The following is an 18,505-nucleotide window of genomic DNA, read 5'->3' on the forward strand; positions in this document are numbered from 1 at the left end:
ACGGGCCGAATCGGGTGTCGTCACGGAATTCTCCTTGTACTCGGGGGTCCTAGTCCGGTCTTGATCGAATCGCCGCCGAATTCCGAACGGAATTCATGCACGATTCAGTCAACCACGCGACACTCTAACCTGACCACCCCGCAAACAAGCGAGTTGCAATGCCCCGCCCCGCCACACTGATCACCGCGCTCCTGTTTCTCCTGGCCGCTGGCATCCTCGCCTGGATGCTGCTGGGCCCGGAAGACGACGCGGCCTCTTCCGGTCGTCCGGGCGGTGGCGAGACCCGCCCGGTCGCGGTCGCCATCGCCGGCATCGAGACCCGCGACCTGGTCGAACGGCGGCGCTTCACCGGCAGCATCGAGGGCGCCGACCGGATCGAGATCACCCCTCGCGTGGGCGGGCGGGTTGCCGAGGTATTCGTCAATCTGGGCGACCGCGTGGAGCCCGGTGATCCGCTGCTGCAACTGGATACCGAGGAATTCGAGCAGGATGTGGCACAAGCCGCGGCGGAGCTGGAAGTCGCCGAGGCCAGCCTGGCCGAGGCCCTGGCCAGCCGTGATGCGACCCGGCGCGAACTGCAGCGCACCCGCGAGCTGCGCGACCAGGGCATCGCCTCGCGCTCGGAGCTGGAGGCCGCGGAAACCGAACTCGCCCTGGCACAGACGCGCGTCACCCTGGCCGAATCGCAGATCCGCCAGCGGCGTTCCGCGCTACGCACCCGCGAGATCCAGTTGAGCTACACCCGCATCGAGGCGGGTACGGCCGACAGTACCCGCTGGGTCGCCGAACGCCACGTGGATCCCGGCACGGTCATCAGCGCCAACGACACCGCACTGGCACTGGTCCGGCTGCAGCCGGTGCGCGCCATCCTGGCCGTGACCGAGGCCGACTACGGCCGGCTGTCGCCGAGCCAGGGGGCACAGGTCTACACCGCCGCCTATCCGGACGCCGGCTTTGCCGGCACCATCGCCCGCATCGCCCCGGAATTCCGGCCCGGGTCGCGTCAGGCGCGGGTCGAGGTGGAGATCCCCAACGAACGCGACCAGCTGCGCCCGGGCATGTTCGTGGAGGCCGCCATTACCCTCGGGGAACGCAACGCCGTCCTGGCGATCCCACGCGACGCGATCATCCAGCGCGAGGTCGGGCCGACCCTGTTCAGCGTGGACCGCAGCGGCGAGCGCCCGCTGGCCCGCCGCCATCAGGCGGTTACCGGCGTGCGTGACGGCGACTGGGTCGAACTGCTGGAACCCGAGCTGCCGGAAGGCACCGAGGTCGTCGTGCTCGGCCAGCACCTGCTCGCGGACGGCACCCCGCTGCGCCTGACCGACCCGCGCAACGTGCCGGGTGGAAACGACACACCCGAGTCGGACACCCCGTGAATCCGGCCCGCGTAACGGTCCACCGCCCCGTGCTGACGAGCATGGTGGCCCTGATCGTGGTGATCCTCGGCCTGACCGCGCTGACCCGCCTGCCGGTGGATCTGCTGCCGAATATCACCTACCCGGTGGTCACGGTGATGACGTCCTACCCCAATGCCGGGGCCGAGGAAGTCGAACAACTCGTCACGCGCCAGGTGGAGCAGGCCGCGGCCGCCATTACCGGTGCCCAGGAGATCCGCTCGACCTCCGCCGAGGGCAACAGCAACGTCCGCATCAACTTTGCCTGGGGCACGGACATCCGCCAGGCGGTGGACGACCTGCGCGATCGCCTGGCGCGCATCGAGGACCGCCTGCCCGATGACGCCGATCGCCCGCTGGTACGCCAGTTCGACACCCAGGACTCGCCCATCATGCGTCTGGGCATCGGCTCGCAACTGGACGCCATCCACCTGCGCACCCTGATCGACAACCGTATCGCCCCGCGTCTGGAACGCATCCCCGGCGTGGCAGCTGTGGATACCTTCGGCGGCCTGGAGCGCGAGGTCCGCGTGGAGGTGGACCCGGAACGCATCGAGGCCATCGACCTCGGCCTGGACGACCTGCGTGATCGCATTCGAAACGCCAACGTGATCACCCCCGGCGGCCCGATCATGGACGGGCGCCGCGAATACCGCCTGCGCACGCCGGCCGAGTTCCGCTCGGTGGACGAGGTCCGCGACACCATCGTGCAGCGCAGCGAGGACGGTGTGACCTACCTGCACCAGGTGGCCGACGTGCGCGACACCCACCAGCGCGTTACCCGCCGGTTTCGGGTCAACCAGGAGGAAGGCGTGCAGCTCGCCGTGCGCAAGCTGGCCGACGCCAACACCGTAGAGGTCTCCGAGGCGGTCCACGCCGAACTGGTGCGCCTGAACCGCGACTTTCCCCAGATCGACATCCGCGCCGTCACCGACGAGGCCGGTTTTATCCGCAACTCCATCACCAACGTCGGTCGTTCGATCCTCTACGGCAGTGCACTGGCCGTGCTGGTGCTGCTCGTGTTCCTGCGCAACATCCGCTACACGCTGGTGGCGGCCACCGCGATCCCGCTGGCGGTGATCGCCACCTTCGGCCTGGTCTACTTCGGCGGCTACTCGCTGAACCTGATGACACTCGGCGGGATCGCGCTGGGCGTGGGGCTGATGGTGGACAACGCCATCGTGGTGATCGAGAGCATCGCCCGACGGCGCGAGGAACATGCCGAGCAGACCGCCGCCGAGGCCGCCATCAGCGGCACCGGGCGCGTCGCGCCCGCCATCGTCGCCAGCACCCTGACCACCGTGGCGATCTTCCTGCCGCTGTTCTTCGCCGAGGAACTGGCCGGCCAGCTGTTCAAGCCGCTGGCGGCGGTGGTCGCCTTTGCCCTGGCAGGCTCGCTGATCGTCGCGCTGACCCTGGTCCCGATGCTGATGGCCCGCGCCCCGATGCCGAAGCGTGACACCAGTGCCCTCGCGCGCATGGAGCAACGCTACCAGGGGGTGCTGCGGCGCACCCTGACCCAGCCATGGATGGTCATCGGCATCAGCCTCCTGCTGCTGATGATCGCCCTGGCGGGGCTGCGCGGCGTGGGCACGGAATTCCTGCCCGCCACCGACGAAGGCGAGTTGCGCGTGCATGTCGCCATGGAGCCCGGCACGCCCCTGGAAGAGCTCTACGCCACCATGTCCGGCCTCGAGGCGATCATCCACGACGAGGTCCCGGAACTGCAAAACCTGGTCTCCAGCTCCGGCGCCTCGGCGTTCCGGGCCTCCTCGCCCGCCTCCGGCAACATGCGCGTGATGGTCGGCTCGCGCGACAGCCGCAGCCGCTCCTCCGAAGAGATCGCCGCGGCCCTGCGCGACGCGCTGGGCAGCCCGCCGGGGGTCGAGATCCGCGTGCGCGCCTCCAGCGGGATCTTCTTCCGCGGCTTCGGGCGCGGCGCCGACGAGGAAAGCCTCTCCATCGAGGTCCGCGGCTTCGAACTGCCCACGATGAACGCCGTCATCGAGCGCTTCGAGACCGCGCTGGCGGACGTCCCCGGCGTCACCGACACCCGCGTCGGCTCCGACGGCGGGCAGCCGGAATTCGCCACCCGCATCCACCGCGACCGCGCCGCCGACCTCGGCGTGGACGTGCGCACCATCGCCCAGACCCTGGAAACCGCCCTGGGCGGCTCCGGCGCCGGCCAGCTGCGCGCGGGCGGCGACGAGACGCGCATCTGGGTCCAACTACGCGACGCCGACCGGAGCTCGCTGGACGACCTCCTCAACCTGACCGTGCGCAGCGAGGACGGCGAACGCGTGGCATTGCGCAGCCTGGTCACGTTCGATACGGCGATCGGCCCGGACAGCATCCAGCGCCGCGAACAGGCGCGCATCAGCACCTTGTTCGTGAACATCGGCGACCGCTCGCTGGGCGAGGTCGCCGCCGACGTGCGTGCGGCGCTGGCCGATATCCCGCTGCCGGAGGAGATCGACTTCTCGGTCACCGGCGACATCGAGGAGCAGGAAGCGGCGTTCTCCGAACTGCTGCTGGGCACCCTGCTCGCGACGTTGCTGGTCTACATGGTGATGGCCAGCCTGTACGAGTCCCTGCGCGACCCGCTGATCGTGATGTTCTCCATCCCGCTGGCGATCATTGGTGTAACCGGCGCGCTGCTGATCACCGACACCACGCTCAACGTGCAGTCGCTGATCGGCATCCTTCTGCTGGTCGGGATCGTGGTGAACAACGCGATCCTGCTGGTGGACCGCATGGCGCGGCGCCACCGCGAAGACGGCATGGAACTGCAAGCGGCCATCGTGGCCGCCGCGGGCGAGCGCCTGCGCCCGATCCTGATGACCACGCTGACCACCATCCTGGCGCTGTCGCCGCTGGCCATCGGCATGGGCGACGGCGGCGAGGCCCAGGCCCCGATGGCCCGGGTCGTGATCGGCGGGCTGCTCTCGTCTACCCTGATCACCCTGGTGCTGATCCCGACGCTCTACCTGCTGTTCCACCGCCGGGGCGAGCACCCGCAACCCGTCTACCGAGTCGCCACGGATCATGCCTAGGACTCCCCTGCCCTTCCTCGTCGCGCTCGCGCTGGCCCTCTCGGCCCACGCCTCTGAAGCGCCGGATGCCTCCGACGGGCTGCGCCTGTCCCTGCCCGCGGAGGCACTGACCGACGCCCGGCCGTTCGAACGCGAGGCGGTGGCGGAAGAGACCCTGTCCCTGGAGGAGGCCGTCGCCCGCGCGCTGGAAGGCAACCGCGGCCTGCGCGCCGAGCGCCTGCAAACCGCGATCCAGGGCACCTTCGAGGCGCAGGAACGCGCGGTGTTCGACCCCGAGCTGTTCGCCGAGCTGGAGATCAGCCGCGACCAGAGCGTGCGCCAGCTGGAACAGATCGGAGAAACCGATGAAGTAACCACTACCCGGCGCTTTGGCGAGGCGGGCCTCAGCCAGTCGTTGCCAACCGGCACGGACCTGACGGTCTCCGTACGCAGCTCGCGCAGTTCCAGCTCGCGCGTGGAGGCACCCCAATTCACCACCCGCGCGGGCCTGAGCCTGACCCAGGCCCTGCTCCGCGGCGGGCGTATCGAGTCCAACCTGGTGCGCCTGCGTCAGGCCGGCCTCGACGTGGAGGCCTCGGAGTACGAGGTCCGCGGCTTCGTCGAACAGCTGATCACCGACGTCGAGGGACGCTACTGGGATCTGGTGCTGGCCGACGAACGGATCGCCATCTTCGAGGAGGCCCTGGCCGTGGCCCGCGAGCAGCTCGACCAGACCGAGCGGCGCATCGCCGCCGGCGACCGCCCCGAGACCGAGGCCGTGTCGGCCCGTGCCGAGGTGGCGCTGCGCCGTCAGGGCCTGATCGACGCCCGCGCCGAACGCGCCCGCGCGCAGGACGGCCTCGCGCGACTGCTCCAGGGCGACGGCGGCCTGTGGGATACCCGGCTCGAGGCGAGCTCCGAGCCGGGCCTGGAACGCTACACGCTGGAACCCCTGAATGTCTACGTGGCGCTGGCCCGCGACCATCGCGCCGATCTCAACGAAACGCGACTGCGGGTCCAGCGCGACCAGCTGGAGGTCGTGCGCACCCGCAACGGCCTGCTGCCGCGCCTGGATTTCTTCGTGACCCTGGGCCAGTCGGGCTACGCGGACAGCTTCAGCCGCACCTGGCGCGACCGCCAGGGCGACGGCTACGACCTGGCGGCCGGCCTGCGCTTCGAGATGCCGATCGGCAACCGCGCCGCCGAGGCCGAACACACCCGGGCCCGGCTGACCCGCCAGCAGATCCAGGAAACCCTGGCCAACCTGGAACAACTCGCCATCGAGGACGTGCGCGGCACCTGGTTCGATGCGGCCCGCATCCGCGAACAAATTCAGGCACAGAAGGAAACCGTCGAGTTGCAGGAAGAGCTGCTGCGGGTGGAACAGACGCGGTTTCGCGTCGGTGCCGGGACCGCGCTGGCCGTTTCCCAGGCCCAGCGCGACCTGCTGGAGAGCCGCCTGAACCTGACCGAGACGGTCGTGCGCTTCCGTCAACTCACCACCGAACTGCTGAACGCCAGCGGCACCCTGCTGCTCCATCGCGGCATCGACGCCCCCGGCGCCGAACGCGTGGATATCCGTCTGTAAGCCGGCTTGCACACGACCCGGCGCCTTCGGTTCGCGCGGCTATTGATCCACCGGCCGGGCATTGCCCTGCGCGTCGATCTCGACGACCAGCATTGCCCCGGCGCCAAGGCTGCGGCCGCTCAGCTCCATGATATTGGCCCGGTGGGTCACGTAGACCGCCGGCCCCGCCGCCTGCCGGTATTCGTCCGCCAGGTGTTCGCGCCACGCGCGCATGCGCCGCTCGCGATGCGGGGCATTGGTGCGAAACACCGAGCCCATTGCCTCCAGCACCACGGGCTCACCAAAGCCCAGGAGCGCCGCGGTATCGACATTGCGGCACCACGGGCCCGCGAATACCCGGATCGACTCCAGGCCCGCCGCGCGCAGCCGCTCCCCACTGACGCGCGCCTGCGCGCGTCCTTCAGCCGACAGGTTGCGCTGCGTGGCGCAGTCATCGACATCGAAGCCCGACGGGTCACCGATGCCGGGCGCCAGGGCATGGCGCAGCAGCAGGATGCGGTGGGGCTCCTGTAATTGCGCGACGATCGCGCGTTCATCCGCCAGATCGCCCGCCACCAGGGGCAGAGGCACCGCCAGCGCGGCGATCCAGAACACCAGAACGACAAAGCGCTTTGTCACGCGATCTTCCCCGAACGGCGACGCCGGCAGGCGCCCGAACAGTAGCGAACCTCATCCCAGCACCGGGCCCATTTGCGCCGCCAGGCGAATGGGCGGCCGCATACCGCACAGGTCTTCTCCGGCAAATGCGGCTTGGCGTGGGCCACCTTAAGGAGACGCTGATTTAATCGCGCGTCCGCGCTCGAGTCGCTTTTGCGTGCGAACAAGGCGCGGTGACTGCCGTGCAGTCATTCTGCACAAGGGAACCGCAACGCAGTTCCCACGCAAAAGCGGCCGAGCCCCTGCTTTCAATGGCTTGTGGGGTTGGTGCCCCCTGTTCCCCGATCCTGCGTTGCGCCGCTTGCGGGTAGAACCACTACCCGCTGCACGACGCGCCTTGTCTCGGAAAACAGGGGGTACCAACGCGGACGTGCGATTAAATCAGCGTCTCCTTAACGGTCCGGGTGACAGACCCCATCGTCGCAGCGCGAGCGCCAGCGATAACGCGCAATCACGTTGTAGACGCGATCCATCAGCCAGACGATTGGCGGCAGGCGATGCAGCACTCCGCCAAGCCAGCGGTAATACGGCAGGTGCCGCCAGACCAGCACGAAGGCCCAGGCACCGCTGCGAATGCGCCCGTCGGCGCTTACGGCATGCATGCGCTGCATCGCACGATCCCAGGTGATTCCCCAGGCGTCGAGCGGTGTGGCATCGGCATGGATATCACGCCAATCGATCGCGCCCGCGGTGTCGAGCCGCTGGTAGTGGCCGATCTCGCGCCGGCAAAGCGGACAGCCACCGTCGAAGAACACCACCGGTCGTCCCGGGGCCTCGGGGTATTGGTGCTGGTGGTTTTCAGGCATGCCCCACCGGCCCGGTCTGCTGGTGCCGGGCGCCATCGAGGGATCTGAGCGCCCGCTCGACCACATCACGCGCCAGATCCTGGGTCATCTCGGGGTTGGCCGGGATCATCTCCGTGCGCACGGCCAGGGCCATTGCCAGCGCTTGCAGTACGTCGCCATTGCAGGTATCGCCCAGCACGCCGATCTCGCTGTCCAGCGTGTCAGTCAAGCGATCCAGCAACTGTTGTACCCGCACCGCCGAGCCGGTCTCGGGGTGCAGACGGAAGTCGAAGGACACGGCCTCGCCGCTCGGGGTGACATAGCGATAGGGCAATACGTCCATGGCTCTCTCCTTCGCGAACGGTTGGCTTGCTAAGGCAAATTCCGGGGTCGTCCTCCTCACCCCTTCGCCATTGGGCCACGAAACGGCAAAACAGTTCGCCGCGCGTGCTTCCAGAAGAGAAGAAAGGGCACGCCCCATCCCGCCCGGCGAGCGCAGGGGTTATCCTTTCAGCCCATGAACCCCCGTCTCCGGACAGTCATCCATCCGCACGCCCACCACCCAGAGGCGAGACCGTAGTGGCCACGCGCCGCAAGCGCCGTCCGCTCCGCCGGTTGCTCTACTGGACGGGCGGACTGGCCGCATTCGTCCTGGCGCTGGGAATCGGGGCAATGCTCGCCCTGGTGGTGCTCTTCGCCCGGGTCGACCCGCCCTACGGCATGGCCATGGTGGTGGCAACCGACTGGCAAACCGCCTCCAACCGGCGCCCGGACTGGCAACGCCTGGACGATCTGCCCCGCCATCTGATGCTGGCGGTAATCGCGGCCGAGGACCAGCACTTCCCCAACCACCGCGGCTTCGACTGGGGCTCGGTGCGCCAGGCGCTCAGCGATCACGCACGCGGCGGGCGCCTGCGCGGCGCCAGCACCATCAGCCAGCAAACCGCGAAAAACCTCTTCCTGTGGCACGGCCGCTCCTGGGCACGCAAGACGCTGGAGGCCGGGTTCACCTTCGGCATGGAGACCCTCTGGCCGAAGCGGCGCATCCTCGAGATCTACCTCAATCTGGCCGAATGGGGTCCCGGCATTTACGGCATCGAGAACGCCGCCCAACACTACTTCGGGATCTCCGCCACCGAGCTCGATCGCCACCAGTCCGCGCGCCTGGCCGCCATCCTGCCCAGCCCCGGGCGCATGAACCCGGTCCGCCCGGGGCCCAACCTTGACCGACGGATCGTCTGGGTCGAGCAGCAGATGGCCCAATTGGGCATCGCATGGCTGGATCCGATGCTGCTGGAATAAAGCCTGTGCGCAGGCCACCGAAATTGTGGCACGGAACTTCCAGCCTTTAGACTGCCTCGGACTGACTGACCGTACCGGGGGCTCGCAAGGATGTCCCTCCCAGACATGGAGGTTTTCCGTGACCCATCTGCGCGCGCCGCGTATCGACTTCTCCCGCCTGCTGGTGCTTGTCGCCCTCCTACTGATCCTGCCCCTCGGGGCCGCGTCCGCACAGGACACCGGTCAGCAGGATTCCGGCAGCGATCTGCGCCAGATGCTCATCGACGCGCTGGAGAACGAGGAGGCCCGCGAAGACTTGCTCGAGGCCCTGCGCTCCGGCGACGGCTCCAGCGCGAAGGACGCCGCCACAGATGACCTCCCGGTCGAAACCGGCGACAGCGAATCCGTGGCGCGCCAGATTGCCCAGCTCACCCAGTCGCTAGCCGAGGGCACCGTGGCCGAGGTCCGCGCCCTGAGCGATATCGCCACGGACATCGCCGAGCGCGTCCGCGCGATCGAGCCAACCGTGTTCGGGGTGGCCGTGCTCGATCTCGCCATCATCATCGTGTTCACCGTGGCCGTGTTCCTGGTGCTACGCCGGATGGGTGCGCCGCTGTTCACGGCGCTCGACCGCTGGGCGCTGAATGCCGCGGAGCACATGCGCCTGATGCGGGCGCTGCCCGCCGTGTTCCTGGCGGCCGCCATCGACTTCCTTGTCGTCATCCTCGCCTGGCTGGCCGGCTATGCCCTGGCGCTGTTCGTGCTGGGCGATACCGGCGAGATGAACACGCGTCATTCGCTGTTCCTGAACGCATTCCTGCTGATCGAAGTGACCAAGGCGGCCCTGCGCCTGATCTTCGCCACGCGCTACCACGGCCTGCGCCTGCTGCCGATGGCCGGGGACGAAGCGGCCTACTGGAACGCCTGGCTGGCCCGCATCGTGGGGTATATCGGCTACGGCCTGTTGCTACTGGTGCCGATCGCCAACAACCAGATCTCGTCCGAGGCCGGGCGCTCCCTGGGCCTGATCGTGATGCTGACGGCTTTCCTCTACGCCGCCGTGATCATCCTGCAAAACCGGACGCGGGTGCATGACCGCCTGATGGCGTTGGCGAACAGGACCCAGTTCACCTTCACCCGCATCCTAGTCTCGATGCTGGCGAACTTCTGGCACTGGATCGCCCTGATCTACTTCCTGGCCCTGGCCGTGGTCAGCATCACCCGGCCGGAAGATGCGCTCCCCTTCATGGCCAAGGCGACCGGACAGACGCTGCTCGCCATCTTCGTGGGCATCTTCGTCGCGAACCTCCTGACCCAGTTGATCGGCCGCCGGATTCGGGTCCCCGAAGAGACGCGGGAGAAGTTTCCGTCGCTGGAGCTGCGCCTGAACTCCTACATCCCCAACGCGCTCAAGGTGATGCGCCTGGTGATCCTGCTGATCGTGCTGGCCGTGGTCGCGGATGCCTGGGGTGCATTCAGCCTGACCACATGGCTGGCCTCGGACATGGGCATGGCGGTGCTGGGTACCGCGATCTCTGTAGCATTGATCCTGCTCGGCGTTCTGGCCATCTGGCTGGTCTTCGCCAGCTGGATCGAGCACCGCATGAATCCGAATACCGGGGGGGGGCAGCCGACCGCCCGCGAGGCCACGCTGCTGACGATCTTCCGCAATGCGATGGCCATCGTGCTGATCGTGATGACCACCATGATCGTGCTCGCCGAAATCGGCGTGAACATCGGCCCGCTACTGGCCGGTGCCGGTGTCCTCGGCCTGGCGGTCGGCTTCGGCGCACAGAAACTGGTGCAGGATGTAATCACCGGCGTATTCATTCAGCTGGAGAACGCAATCAACGTCGGCGATGTGGTCACCGTGGCCGGCACCACCGGTACGGTCGAGCGCCTGACCATCCGCTCGCTGGGCGTCCGCGACCTCTCCGGAACCTATCACCTGATCCCATTCTCGTCGGTGGATGCGGTGGCTAATTACATGCGCGAATACGGCTATCACGTCGGCGAATACGGCGTCGCCTATCGCGAGGACATCGACGAGGTCATCGTGCGCCTGCGCGAGGCCTTCGAGGAACTCAAGGCCGATCCGGTTCAGGGGCCGAACATCCTCGACGAGATGGAGGTGCACGGTGTCACCGCGCTGGCGGACAGCTCGGTCAACGTGCGCATCCGCATCAAGGCCCTGCCCGGCACCCAGTTCGGCCTGGGCCGCGCGTTCAACCGCCTGGTCAAGCGTCACTTCGACGCCGCCGGCATCGAGATCCCGTTCCCGCACCAGACCATCTACTTCGGTCAGGAGAAGGACGGCGGCGCCCCGGCAGCCAATCTGCGGCTTCTGCAGGACAAACCGGCCAACGAGCAGGATGGCGACGACTACTCGGATGACCGGCGGGCGCGCCCGAATCCGAAGCACAAGGGCGACTACGACGAGGCCGACGACTGAAGCCCTTGCCCGTGAGCGGGGCTCGCACTCGAATCCCCCCTGCCGCGGCAGCTCCCGGGCAGGGGCTTCGCGGGCGACCCCGCTCCCAAGGCCCCAGGGAGACGCTGGCTCTTTCCGACGGCTCGGGCTTCGGGAGATCATGAGCGTATGCGCCTACTGATCCTGCTTGTGCCTCTGCTCCTGCTCGTTGCCTGGGCACCGGGCTGGTGGGTCCGCCACACCATGAAGAAATACCACCGCCCGGCGGACCGCTACGATGGCACCGGTGCAGAGCTGGCGCGCGAGCTGCTGGACCGCCACGGACTGCACAAGGTCCAGGTGGAAACCACAAAGGACGGCGATCACTACGACCCGGCCTCGCGCACCGTGCGCCTGTCACCGGAGAACCACGACGGCCACTCGCTGACGGCGATTACCGTGGCCGCCCACGAGGTCGGCCACGCCGTACAGCACGCCCAGGGGTATGCTCCACTGCGCATGCGCAGCACGCTGGTCGGAATGACGCGCTACGGCCAGCAAATCGGCGCCTGGCTGCTGATCGCCATTCCGTTCATAACGCTGCTGGCGCGGCACCCGGCGCCGGGGATCCTGTTCTTCCTGGCCGGGGTGCTGTCCATGGGCCTGGCCGCCCTGGTCCACTTCATCACCCTGCCCACCGAGTTCGACGCCAGCTTCCGCCGTGCCATGCCGATGCTGCGCGACGGCAACTACCTGCACCCGCCTGACTACCCGCATGCCGAACGCATCCTGAGGGCCGCAGCCTATACCTACCTGTCACAGTCGCTGATGAGCCTGCTGAACATCGCCTCGTGGTTCCGGTACCTGCGCCGATGACCGTTCCCGCCCCGGACGCCTGCCCGTTGTGCGGGCAGCCCACCCGGCCGTTTCACCACCGCGGCATCGGCGACGCCTCGCCCGGAGACTATCGACGCTGTCAGCACTGCGGCGTGATCGCGCTGGAATGCAACGCCTGGCCCCGCCGCGAGGTGGAGCGGGCGTACTACCAGACCCACGAGAACCGGCCGGATGATCCCGGCTACCGCGCCCATCTGCAGCGACTGATCGAACCATTGGTCAAGGCGCGGCCACCCCCGGCCTACGGACTCGACTGGGGTTGTGGTCCGCAACCCGTGCTCGCCGGGTTGCTCCAAGACCGGGGCTACACGATGGCGTTCTGGGACCCGGCCTTTGCCCCCGCACAACCCGATCCGCCCGGCGACGGCTGGGACATCCTTACCTGCACCGAGGTCCTGGAACACCTGCACACGCCCCTGAACACGCTGGGAACCATGGTCGCGGGACTGCGCCCCGGCGGAGTCCTGGCCATGATGACCGAATGGCCCCCTGCGGCGGCCGGCTTTCGTCGCTGGCACTATCGCCGCGACCCCACCCATGTCGCCTTCTACGGCCCGGCCACACTCCAGTGGATTGCCACCCGCCTGGGATGCACACTGGACCTGCCTGCCCCCGATATCGCCCTGTTCAGCCGCACAGGAGACCTCCCGCAATGATCCACCGACTGCGTGCCTGGCGCCCGGAGTGGTTCGGTCTGCCCGTCGCGCACCTGCAGGCAATCCACGTCTGTGCCGCGGCTGGCGACCCGATGGATTCGATCGAGTCCATCGAAGCCATCGCCGGCAGTGGACTCCGGGGCGATCGCTACGCCACCCATCGCGGGCACTGGCATGCGGTCGAGAGCTGCCCGGTCACACTGATCACGGCCCCGGAACTGCAACGGGCATCACAGCGCCGCGGCCGCCCGATCGCCCCCGGGGAACATCGCCGCAACCTCGTGGTCTCCGACTGGTACCGCATACCCCGCCAGAGTGGCTTTCTTCGGATCGGAGAGGCGATCCTGAAGATCGGACGGCCACGCCCGCCCTGTGGGTATCTCAACCAGTTAGTGGGCGACAACCTCGCACGAGCCCTCGGCCTCGACAGCGGGATTTGCCTTGAAGTCGCGCATTCCGGGATCCTGCGCGTCGGCGACCGGGTGAGCTGGCACCCGGGCGGGCCCGCATGATTCGGCCACGCTTGTTAAGCTGGGGTTAAGTGCCATTGACTACGATATACGTGTATTCACAAGGAGAAACTTTATGAAGATTCGTTCCCAGTCCCTCGCCGGACTGATTGCCGCCGCCGCGCTCGCGCTGGCCAGCCCACTCGCCATCGCCCAGGGCATGGGTCAGGGGCAAGGTCAGGGCGGCATGGGCATGCAGGGTGGCCAGGGCGGCAACCCGCAGATGGAGATGCAGCAGCTCCAGCAGACCCTCGCCGAGACCCAGCAGCAGGCCATCGAGAACAACCCCCAGTTGGAACAGAAGGGTGAAGAACTGGAGAACCTGGTGCTGGACAAGATGGAGGCCGCCGGCTACCAGCCGCGCCGGGATCTGGAGACCCTCGAATCCGCCGAAGAGCAGCTGCGCGACCCCGATCTGAGCGCGGAGCAACGTCAGGAAGTCATTCAGTCCGAAGACGTGCAGCAGGCGCAGATGAACTTGCAGGAAGCACAGCAGGCCGTCGCGGAAGACCAGGAAATTCGTCAGGCGCAGGAATCCCTGCGTGAAGACCTGATGGCCGCCATGCGCCAGGAAAACGCCGATATCGACGACGTGATCGAGCGCATGCAGCAAATGCAGCAACAGATGCAGCAGCAACAAGGTGGTCAGGGCGGCATGATGCGCTAATCGCGCAACTAGCCCGCTAACAAAGAAAGCCCGGCCCCTGCAAAGGGACCGGGCTTTTTTCATGTCCGGGCCGGACCGTCAGTCGAGGCGACCCGTCTCCTGCGCCAGCGCACGCAGCGCCTCGGTCTGTCCATCGGGCAGCTGGTTCCAGCCAAAGCGCCAGCTCCAGTTGCCGTTACCGACTGTGCCGGGGGTGTTCATGCGCGCCTCCGATCCCAGGTGCAGGGCGTCCTGCATCGGCAGGATCGCAAGCTGGGCCGGTGAACGACAGGCCGCACGAATCAGCGGCCAGGGCATCTCCTCGGCCGGGCCCTCATCCAGTGTCCCGATCACATGCTCCTGCATGGCCGGCTCCAGGGCGTGAAACCAGCCCAGCGTGGTGTCGTTGTCATGGGTCCCGGTATACACCGCACTCAGTTCATCGTGGTTCGCCGGCAGATAGGGGTTGTCCTCCCCTCCTTCGAAGGCGAACTGCAGGATGCGCATGCCCGGCAGATCGAAACGCAGGCGCAGTTCGGTGACCTCCGGCGTGATCACGCCCAGGTCCTCCGCAAGCAGCGGCAACACACCCAAACGAGCCTGCAATTGCTCGAAGAAGTCGGCGCCCGGCCCCGGCACCCAGTGGCCCTGAGTCGCATCCGGCTCGCTTGCCGGGACCGCCCAGCTCGCCTCGAAGCCGCGGAAGTGGTCGATGCGCACGGCATCCACTGTCTCCAGCGTCCAGCGCATGCGCTCCACCCACCAGTCGTATCCGCGCTCGGCAAGACGATCCCAGCGGTAATGCGGATTGCCCCAGCGCTGCCCGGTCGCGGAGAAGTAATCCGGCGGCACGCCGGCCACGGTCTGCGGATGCCCCGTGGCGTCCAGGTCGAACAGGTCGCGGTGGGCCCAGACCTCGGCCGAGTCGTGGGCCACGAAGATCGGCATGTCGCCGAGGATCAGGATGTCCTGCTTGCGTGCATGCTCGCGTACATCCTGCCACTGGTCGAACAGGACGAACTGGGCGAAGCGCACGGCCTCCAGGGCCTGGGCCGCTTCGGCCTCCACGGCCGCCAGGGCGGCCCGATCGCGATCGCGCAATGCGGCCGGCCATTCCCACCAGGGGCGGCCGTCCTCGCGGCCGCAGATGACCACGAAACGGGCAAAATCATCCAGCCAGACCGGACCCTGGGCATCAACGAAGGCCTGGTAGGCCTGCGCCCAGCCCTCGCCCGCCTGGTCCAGCCGCTCCCGCGCCTGTTCCAGCAGCGTTCCGACCGGCTCGTCGTCCGCATCCAGGCCCGCCCGTTCAGCCAACCGTTGCGGGTCGATCAGGCGCACATCTCCGGCGAAGGCCGAGATACTGGCGTAGGGCGAACCGTCCTCCTGCGGCGGATGCAACGGCAGGATCTGCCACAGGCTGAATCCGGCATCCCGCGCCCAGTCCAGAAACCGGAAGGCCTCCTGCCCGAGCGTCCCCACCGGGCCCGGGCCCGGCAGTGAGACCGGATGCAGCAAAATGCCGGCCCGGCGGCGCTGCATCAGCGGATTACAGTGCTCTTCACCCGCCTCCATGGACTATTGTCCCTTGCGCATGGTGCCGCCGGCGGCGGGATCACCACCACCGACCGAAAGCACCTCGCCCAGTGACTCGGGCACTTCAAGGTCCGCCAGCTGGTACAGCCGCGCCAGATGGCGCCGGTAGAGCTGTTCGAAGTCGCTGACCGACCCGGCCGGGTTGTACTCCCCGAACCACCAGCACCAGTCGGAGCCCTCGCACACCGCCAACTGCTTGCGCAGTTGCGGCGTATCCAACGCAGGGCGCTGCGCGATCGCCTGATCCACGGCCGTCCAGGCCTCGATCAGGCGGTCCCAGCCGAGGTTCTTGTCGGGATCACCGATCCAGGTGGAGAAGGTCCCGTAGACCCAGGACCCGGCCACCATGCCCGGCAGCTCGCCGCGATCCGCGCGCGGCCCGCTGCGCTGGCACACGTCGGAGAAGGTGCACAGGTTCAGTCGCGGGTTTTCCGCCAGGCGCTCATACAACGCCCGCAGGAAATGGAAGCCGTTGTCCGGGTAGTATTCCCAGGCGTTCTCGCCATCCAGGATCACCGCCACCACGCCACCCTCGGGCGAGACCGCGGCAATGTTCTCCAGGTGATGGACGAAATCGCCGACCGCATCGTCCGCATGCCAGTCGGCGTAGCGAAATCCGATGGCATCGGACAAGCCGTCATCGCGGAAGAACAGCTCGGTCCTGGCGCCCTCCAGGCAATAGGGCCGATGCAGCCAGCCCTCCTGTTCCGCCGACCCGGTATGCGACTCGGCCGTCTGTCCGGCCGCGGCCAGGCTGTTGCCCAGCACCGTCTGGCCACTGGCCGTCCAGCAGATCCCGTAGTCATCCAGCAGGCGCACGGTCGCCTCGCTGAGGCTGCCCTCCGACGGCCAGCAGCCGCGTGGACGAAACCCGAAATACTGCTCGAACACCTCCAGCCCGCGCTCGATATGCCAGCGCACGCGTGCCTCGCCGTCCGGATAGACGGGGGCCTGCGGAAGCTCGACGTCGGGCATGGCCTCGCGCGCTGACTGCAGGTCCAGTAGCAGCGGCATGATCGGGTGGGCATACGGCGTGAACGACAGCTCCACCCGATCCTGCTCCGCCAGCGCACGGTAGCGCGGAAGGATCGCCTTGACCTCGTCCCGGATCAGTTTCAGCAACCGTCCGCGGACATCGCGATTGAACCCCGTGTCCGCCTTCAGCCAGCCCTGCACCTCCGGATACGCCCGACGCACCGTCTCCCCCAGCCAGGCCAGGTGGTAACAGGTCGCCAGGTCCTGGAAGTAGCGGGTGTCCAGGTGCGCCAGCAGCACCGGGTCCTCCAGCGCCTGACGCGCCAGCGCCGCCAGACGCTCGAACAGCGGGAACGGCTCGATCATCCGCGGCGCGTGCGCTCGCAGGCAGACGCGCAGGATCTCGCGCCGCTGCACCGGGTCCGCCGGCACGATATCCATCTGCAGCAGATCCAGCACCGGATCGCCAAAGCTCGAGCGGTCGCCAATACCGGCCTCCAGCCGCTCGCCGTAATCGGCGATCTGCTCCAGCAGGATCGGGGCGAAGTTCACCACCGCGCGCGCCTGGGGGCAGGCCTCCAGGTGCGCGGCCATGTCGGTGTAGTCCTTCAATGCGTGCAGGTAGGTCCACGGCAGCACGTACTCACCCGCGCCCGAGTCGTAGTATTGCGGCTGATGCATGTGCCAGCACAACACCACATCGAGCTGCGGTGGCTGGGTGGCGAGCGCGGTGGTACTGCCGGATTCAGCGGACATGATGAGTGGCCTGGCCCAGCATTTCGGGCGTGACCACGCGCACTCCGCCCGGAGAGACGAAGTAGTCGCGGGCATCGGCCTCGTCGTCCACCCCGATCTCGGTCCCGTCCGGGACCTTGCACCCCTTGTCGATCACCGCATTGCGGATCACGCAGTTTTCGCCAATGGTCACGCTCGGCAGAATCACCGAGTCCTCGACCGTGGCGCAGGCGTTCACCTGCACGTTGGAGAACAGCAGCGAGTGGCGCACGGTACTGCCGGAAATGATGCAGCCGCCGGAGACCATGGAGTCGATCGCCATGCCGCGCCGGTCCTCGTCGTCAAACACGAACTTGGCCGGCGGCAGCTGTTCCTGGTAGGTCCAGATCGGCCATTCCGAATCGTACAGGTTCAGTTCCGGGGTCACGCCGATCAGCTCCAGGTTGGCCTGCCAGTACGAGTCGATGGTCCCCACATCACGCCAGTAGCCCTGGCGCACGCCCTGCTCGTCGCGGAACGGGTAGGCCATCACCTGGTTTCGCTCGATGATGCCGGGGATGATGTCCTTGCCGAAGTCATGGCTGGAAAAGGTGTCGTCGGCATCCTTGATCAGCTGCTCGAACAGGAAGTCGGTATTGATCACGTAGATCCCCATGGAGGCCAGCGAGTGGGTCTTGCTACCGGGGATCAGCGCCGGGTCCTCCGGCTTCTCGGCAAACGAGGTAATGCGGCTGGCGGCATCCACGCCCATCACCCCGAAGGCCTTCGCGCGCTCCTGCTCCACCTCCAGGCAGCCCACCGTCATGTCGGCCCCGCTCTCCACGTGGAAGGCGATCATCTGGCCGTAGTCCATCTTGTAGATATGGTCGCCGGCCAGGATCAGCACATAGCGCGGGTTGTGCTGCCGGATGATATCGATGTTCTGGTAGACCGCATCGGCGGTTCCCGCATACCAGGAGGTCTCGATGCGCTGTTGTGCCGGCAGCAGCTCGATGAACTCGCCAAACTCCCCGCGCAGGAAGCTCCAGCCCCGCTGCATGTGCTGGATCAGCGAATGTGCCTTGTACTGGGTGACCACCGCCACCTGGCGAATCCCGGAGTTGATGCAGTTGGACAGGGGGAAGTCGATGATGCGGAACTTGCCGCCAAAGGGCACGGCCGGCTTGGCCCGCCACAGTGTCAATTGTTTCAGTCGCGAACCACGTCCGCCGGCCAGGATCAGGGCGAGGGTCTCCCGGGTCAGGCGGCTAACGTAACGTTGCGGTTGCGGAGTCATGCATCCATCCTTGCCTAGTAAAGTGTTACCCACGTGTTCGGCTGATCCAGCCCGAACCCTGCTGT

General features: G+C 67.4%; 16 protein-coding genes. 9 read left to right on the plus strand and 7 right to left on the minus strand.

The features are described 5' to 3' along the window. Positions 1-158 precede the first annotated feature (158 nt). The 3 genes from G333_RS0108985 to G333_RS0108995 are packed head-to-tail and all read left to right on the plus strand — an operon-like array spanning position 159 to position 6,017. The gene (locus G333_RS0108985) at positions 159-1,379 is read left to right on the plus strand and encodes an efflux RND transporter periplasmic adaptor subunit (RefSeq protein WP_018951762.1); all 1,221 of its coding nucleotides are present in this window, start codon (positions 159-161) and stop codon (positions 1,377-1,379) included. Beyond that, positions 1,376-4,450 carry an efflux RND transporter permease subunit gene (locus G333_RS0108990; RefSeq protein ID WP_019628255.1) on the plus strand — a complete coding sequence of 1,025 codons (3,075 nt, stop codon included), beginning with the start codon at positions 1,376-1,378 and terminating at the stop codon, positions 4,448-4,450. The genes G333_RS0108985 and G333_RS0108990 overlap by 4 nt, the downstream gene beginning before the upstream one ends. Beyond that, a complete protein-coding gene (locus G333_RS0108995) occupies positions 4,443-6,017 on the plus strand; it encodes a TolC family protein (protein WP_019628256.1) in 1,575 nt (524 codons plus the stop codon). The genes G333_RS0108990 and G333_RS0108995 overlap by 8 nt, the downstream gene beginning before the upstream one ends. A gap of 39 nt (positions 6,018-6,056) precedes the next feature. Here the strand turns inward: G333_RS0108995 and G333_RS0109000 are convergent, their stop codons facing one another. The 4 genes from G333_RS0109000 to G333_RS0109010 form a co-directional block, all read right to left on the minus strand. Continuing rightward, on the minus strand, positions 6,057-6,635 hold the full coding sequence (locus G333_RS0109000; protein WP_019628257.1) for a histidine phosphatase family protein: 579 nt from the start codon (positions 6,633-6,635) through the stop codon (positions 6,057-6,059). Then, a complete protein-coding gene (locus G333_RS15375) occupies positions 6,632-6,781 on the minus strand; it encodes a DUF2256 domain-containing protein (protein WP_081624523.1) in 150 nt (49 codons plus the stop codon). The genes G333_RS0109000 and G333_RS15375 overlap by 4 nt, the downstream gene beginning before the upstream one ends. A gap of 285 nt (positions 6,782-7,066) precedes the next feature. Next, a complete protein-coding gene (locus G333_RS0109005) occupies positions 7,067-7,480 on the minus strand; it encodes a thiol-disulfide oxidoreductase DCC family protein (protein WP_019628258.1) in 414 nt (137 codons plus the stop codon). After that, positions 7,473-7,802 carry a hypothetical protein gene (locus G333_RS0109010; protein ID WP_018650250.1) on the minus strand — a complete coding sequence of 110 codons (330 nt, stop codon included), beginning with the start codon at positions 7,800-7,802 and terminating at the stop codon, positions 7,473-7,475. The genes G333_RS0109005 and G333_RS0109010 overlap by 8 nt, the downstream gene beginning before the upstream one ends. Positions 7,803-8,038: 236 nt before the next feature. On the opposite strand from G333_RS0109010, the gene mtgA reads away from it, so the two are divergent. The 6 genes from mtgA to G333_RS0109040 all read left to right on the plus strand — a co-directional run bounded on the left by mtgA (position 8,039) and on the right by G333_RS0109040 (position 13,879). Continuing rightward, positions 8,039-8,761, plus strand: coding sequence for a monofunctional biosynthetic peptidoglycan transglycosylase (mtgA, locus tag G333_RS0109015; RefSeq protein WP_018951766.1), 723 nt, complete (start codon positions 8,039-8,041; stop codon positions 8,759-8,761). Between the two features lie 118 nt (positions 8,762-8,879). After that, on the plus strand, positions 8,880-11,192 hold the full coding sequence (locus tag G333_RS0109020) for a mechanosensitive ion channel domain-containing protein (protein ID WP_019628259.1): 2,313 nt from the start codon (positions 8,880-8,882) through the stop codon (positions 11,190-11,192). Between the two features lie 147 nt (positions 11,193-11,339). After that, positions 11,340-12,026, plus strand: coding sequence for a zinc metallopeptidase (locus tag G333_RS0109025; RefSeq protein ID WP_018951768.1), 687 nt, complete (start codon positions 11,340-11,342; stop codon positions 12,024-12,026). Between the two features lie 26 nt (positions 12,027-12,052). Further along, positions 12,053-12,703: a class I SAM-dependent methyltransferase gene (locus tag G333_RS0109030; protein WP_026340934.1), complete on the plus strand. Its 651-nt coding sequence runs from the start codon at positions 12,053-12,055 to the stop codon at positions 12,701-12,703. Continuing rightward, a complete protein-coding gene (locus G333_RS0109035; protein ID WP_019628261.1) occupies positions 12,700-13,215 on the plus strand; it encodes an MOSC domain-containing protein in 516 nt (171 codons plus the stop codon). Before G333_RS0109030 ends, G333_RS0109035 begins: the two co-directional genes overlap by 4 nt. 73 nt (positions 13,216-13,288) lie before the next feature. Then, the gene (locus tag G333_RS0109040) at positions 13,289-13,879 is read left to right on the plus strand and encodes a hypothetical protein (protein ID WP_018169586.1); all 591 of its coding nucleotides are present in this window, start codon (positions 13,289-13,291) and stop codon (positions 13,877-13,879) included. Positions 13,880-13,957: 78 nt separating this feature from the next. On the opposite strand, the gene malQ is transcribed toward G333_RS0109040, so the two are convergent. Genes malQ through glgC form a run of 3 tightly spaced genes read right to left on the minus strand, consistent with a single transcriptional unit; the run spans position 13,958 to position 18,440 of the window. Then, complete coding sequence (gene malQ, locus G333_RS0109045; protein WP_019628262.1) at positions 13,958-15,433, minus strand: 4-alpha-glucanotransferase; 1,476 nt, start codon at positions 15,431-15,433, stop codon at positions 13,958-13,960. A gap of 3 nt (positions 15,434-15,436) precedes the next feature. Continuing rightward, positions 15,437-17,185, minus strand: a complete 1,749-nt coding sequence (locus G333_RS0109050) for a glycoside hydrolase family 57 protein (protein WP_019628263.1) — start codon at positions 17,183-17,185, stop codon at positions 15,437-15,439. Further along, a complete protein-coding gene (gene glgC, locus G333_RS0109055) occupies positions 17,175-18,440 on the minus strand; it encodes a glucose-1-phosphate adenylyltransferase (RefSeq protein WP_019628264.1) in 1,266 nt (421 codons plus the stop codon). Before glgC ends, G333_RS0109050 begins: the two co-directional genes overlap by 11 nt. Positions 18,441-18,505: the final 65 nt, after the last annotated feature.

The organism is Thioalkalivibrio sp. AKL10, from assembly GCF_000381845.1.
In the GTDB taxonomy this organism is placed as follows: domain Bacteria; phylum Pseudomonadota; class Gammaproteobacteria; order Ectothiorhodospirales; family Ectothiorhodospiraceae; genus Thioalkalivibrio; species Thioalkalivibrio versutus.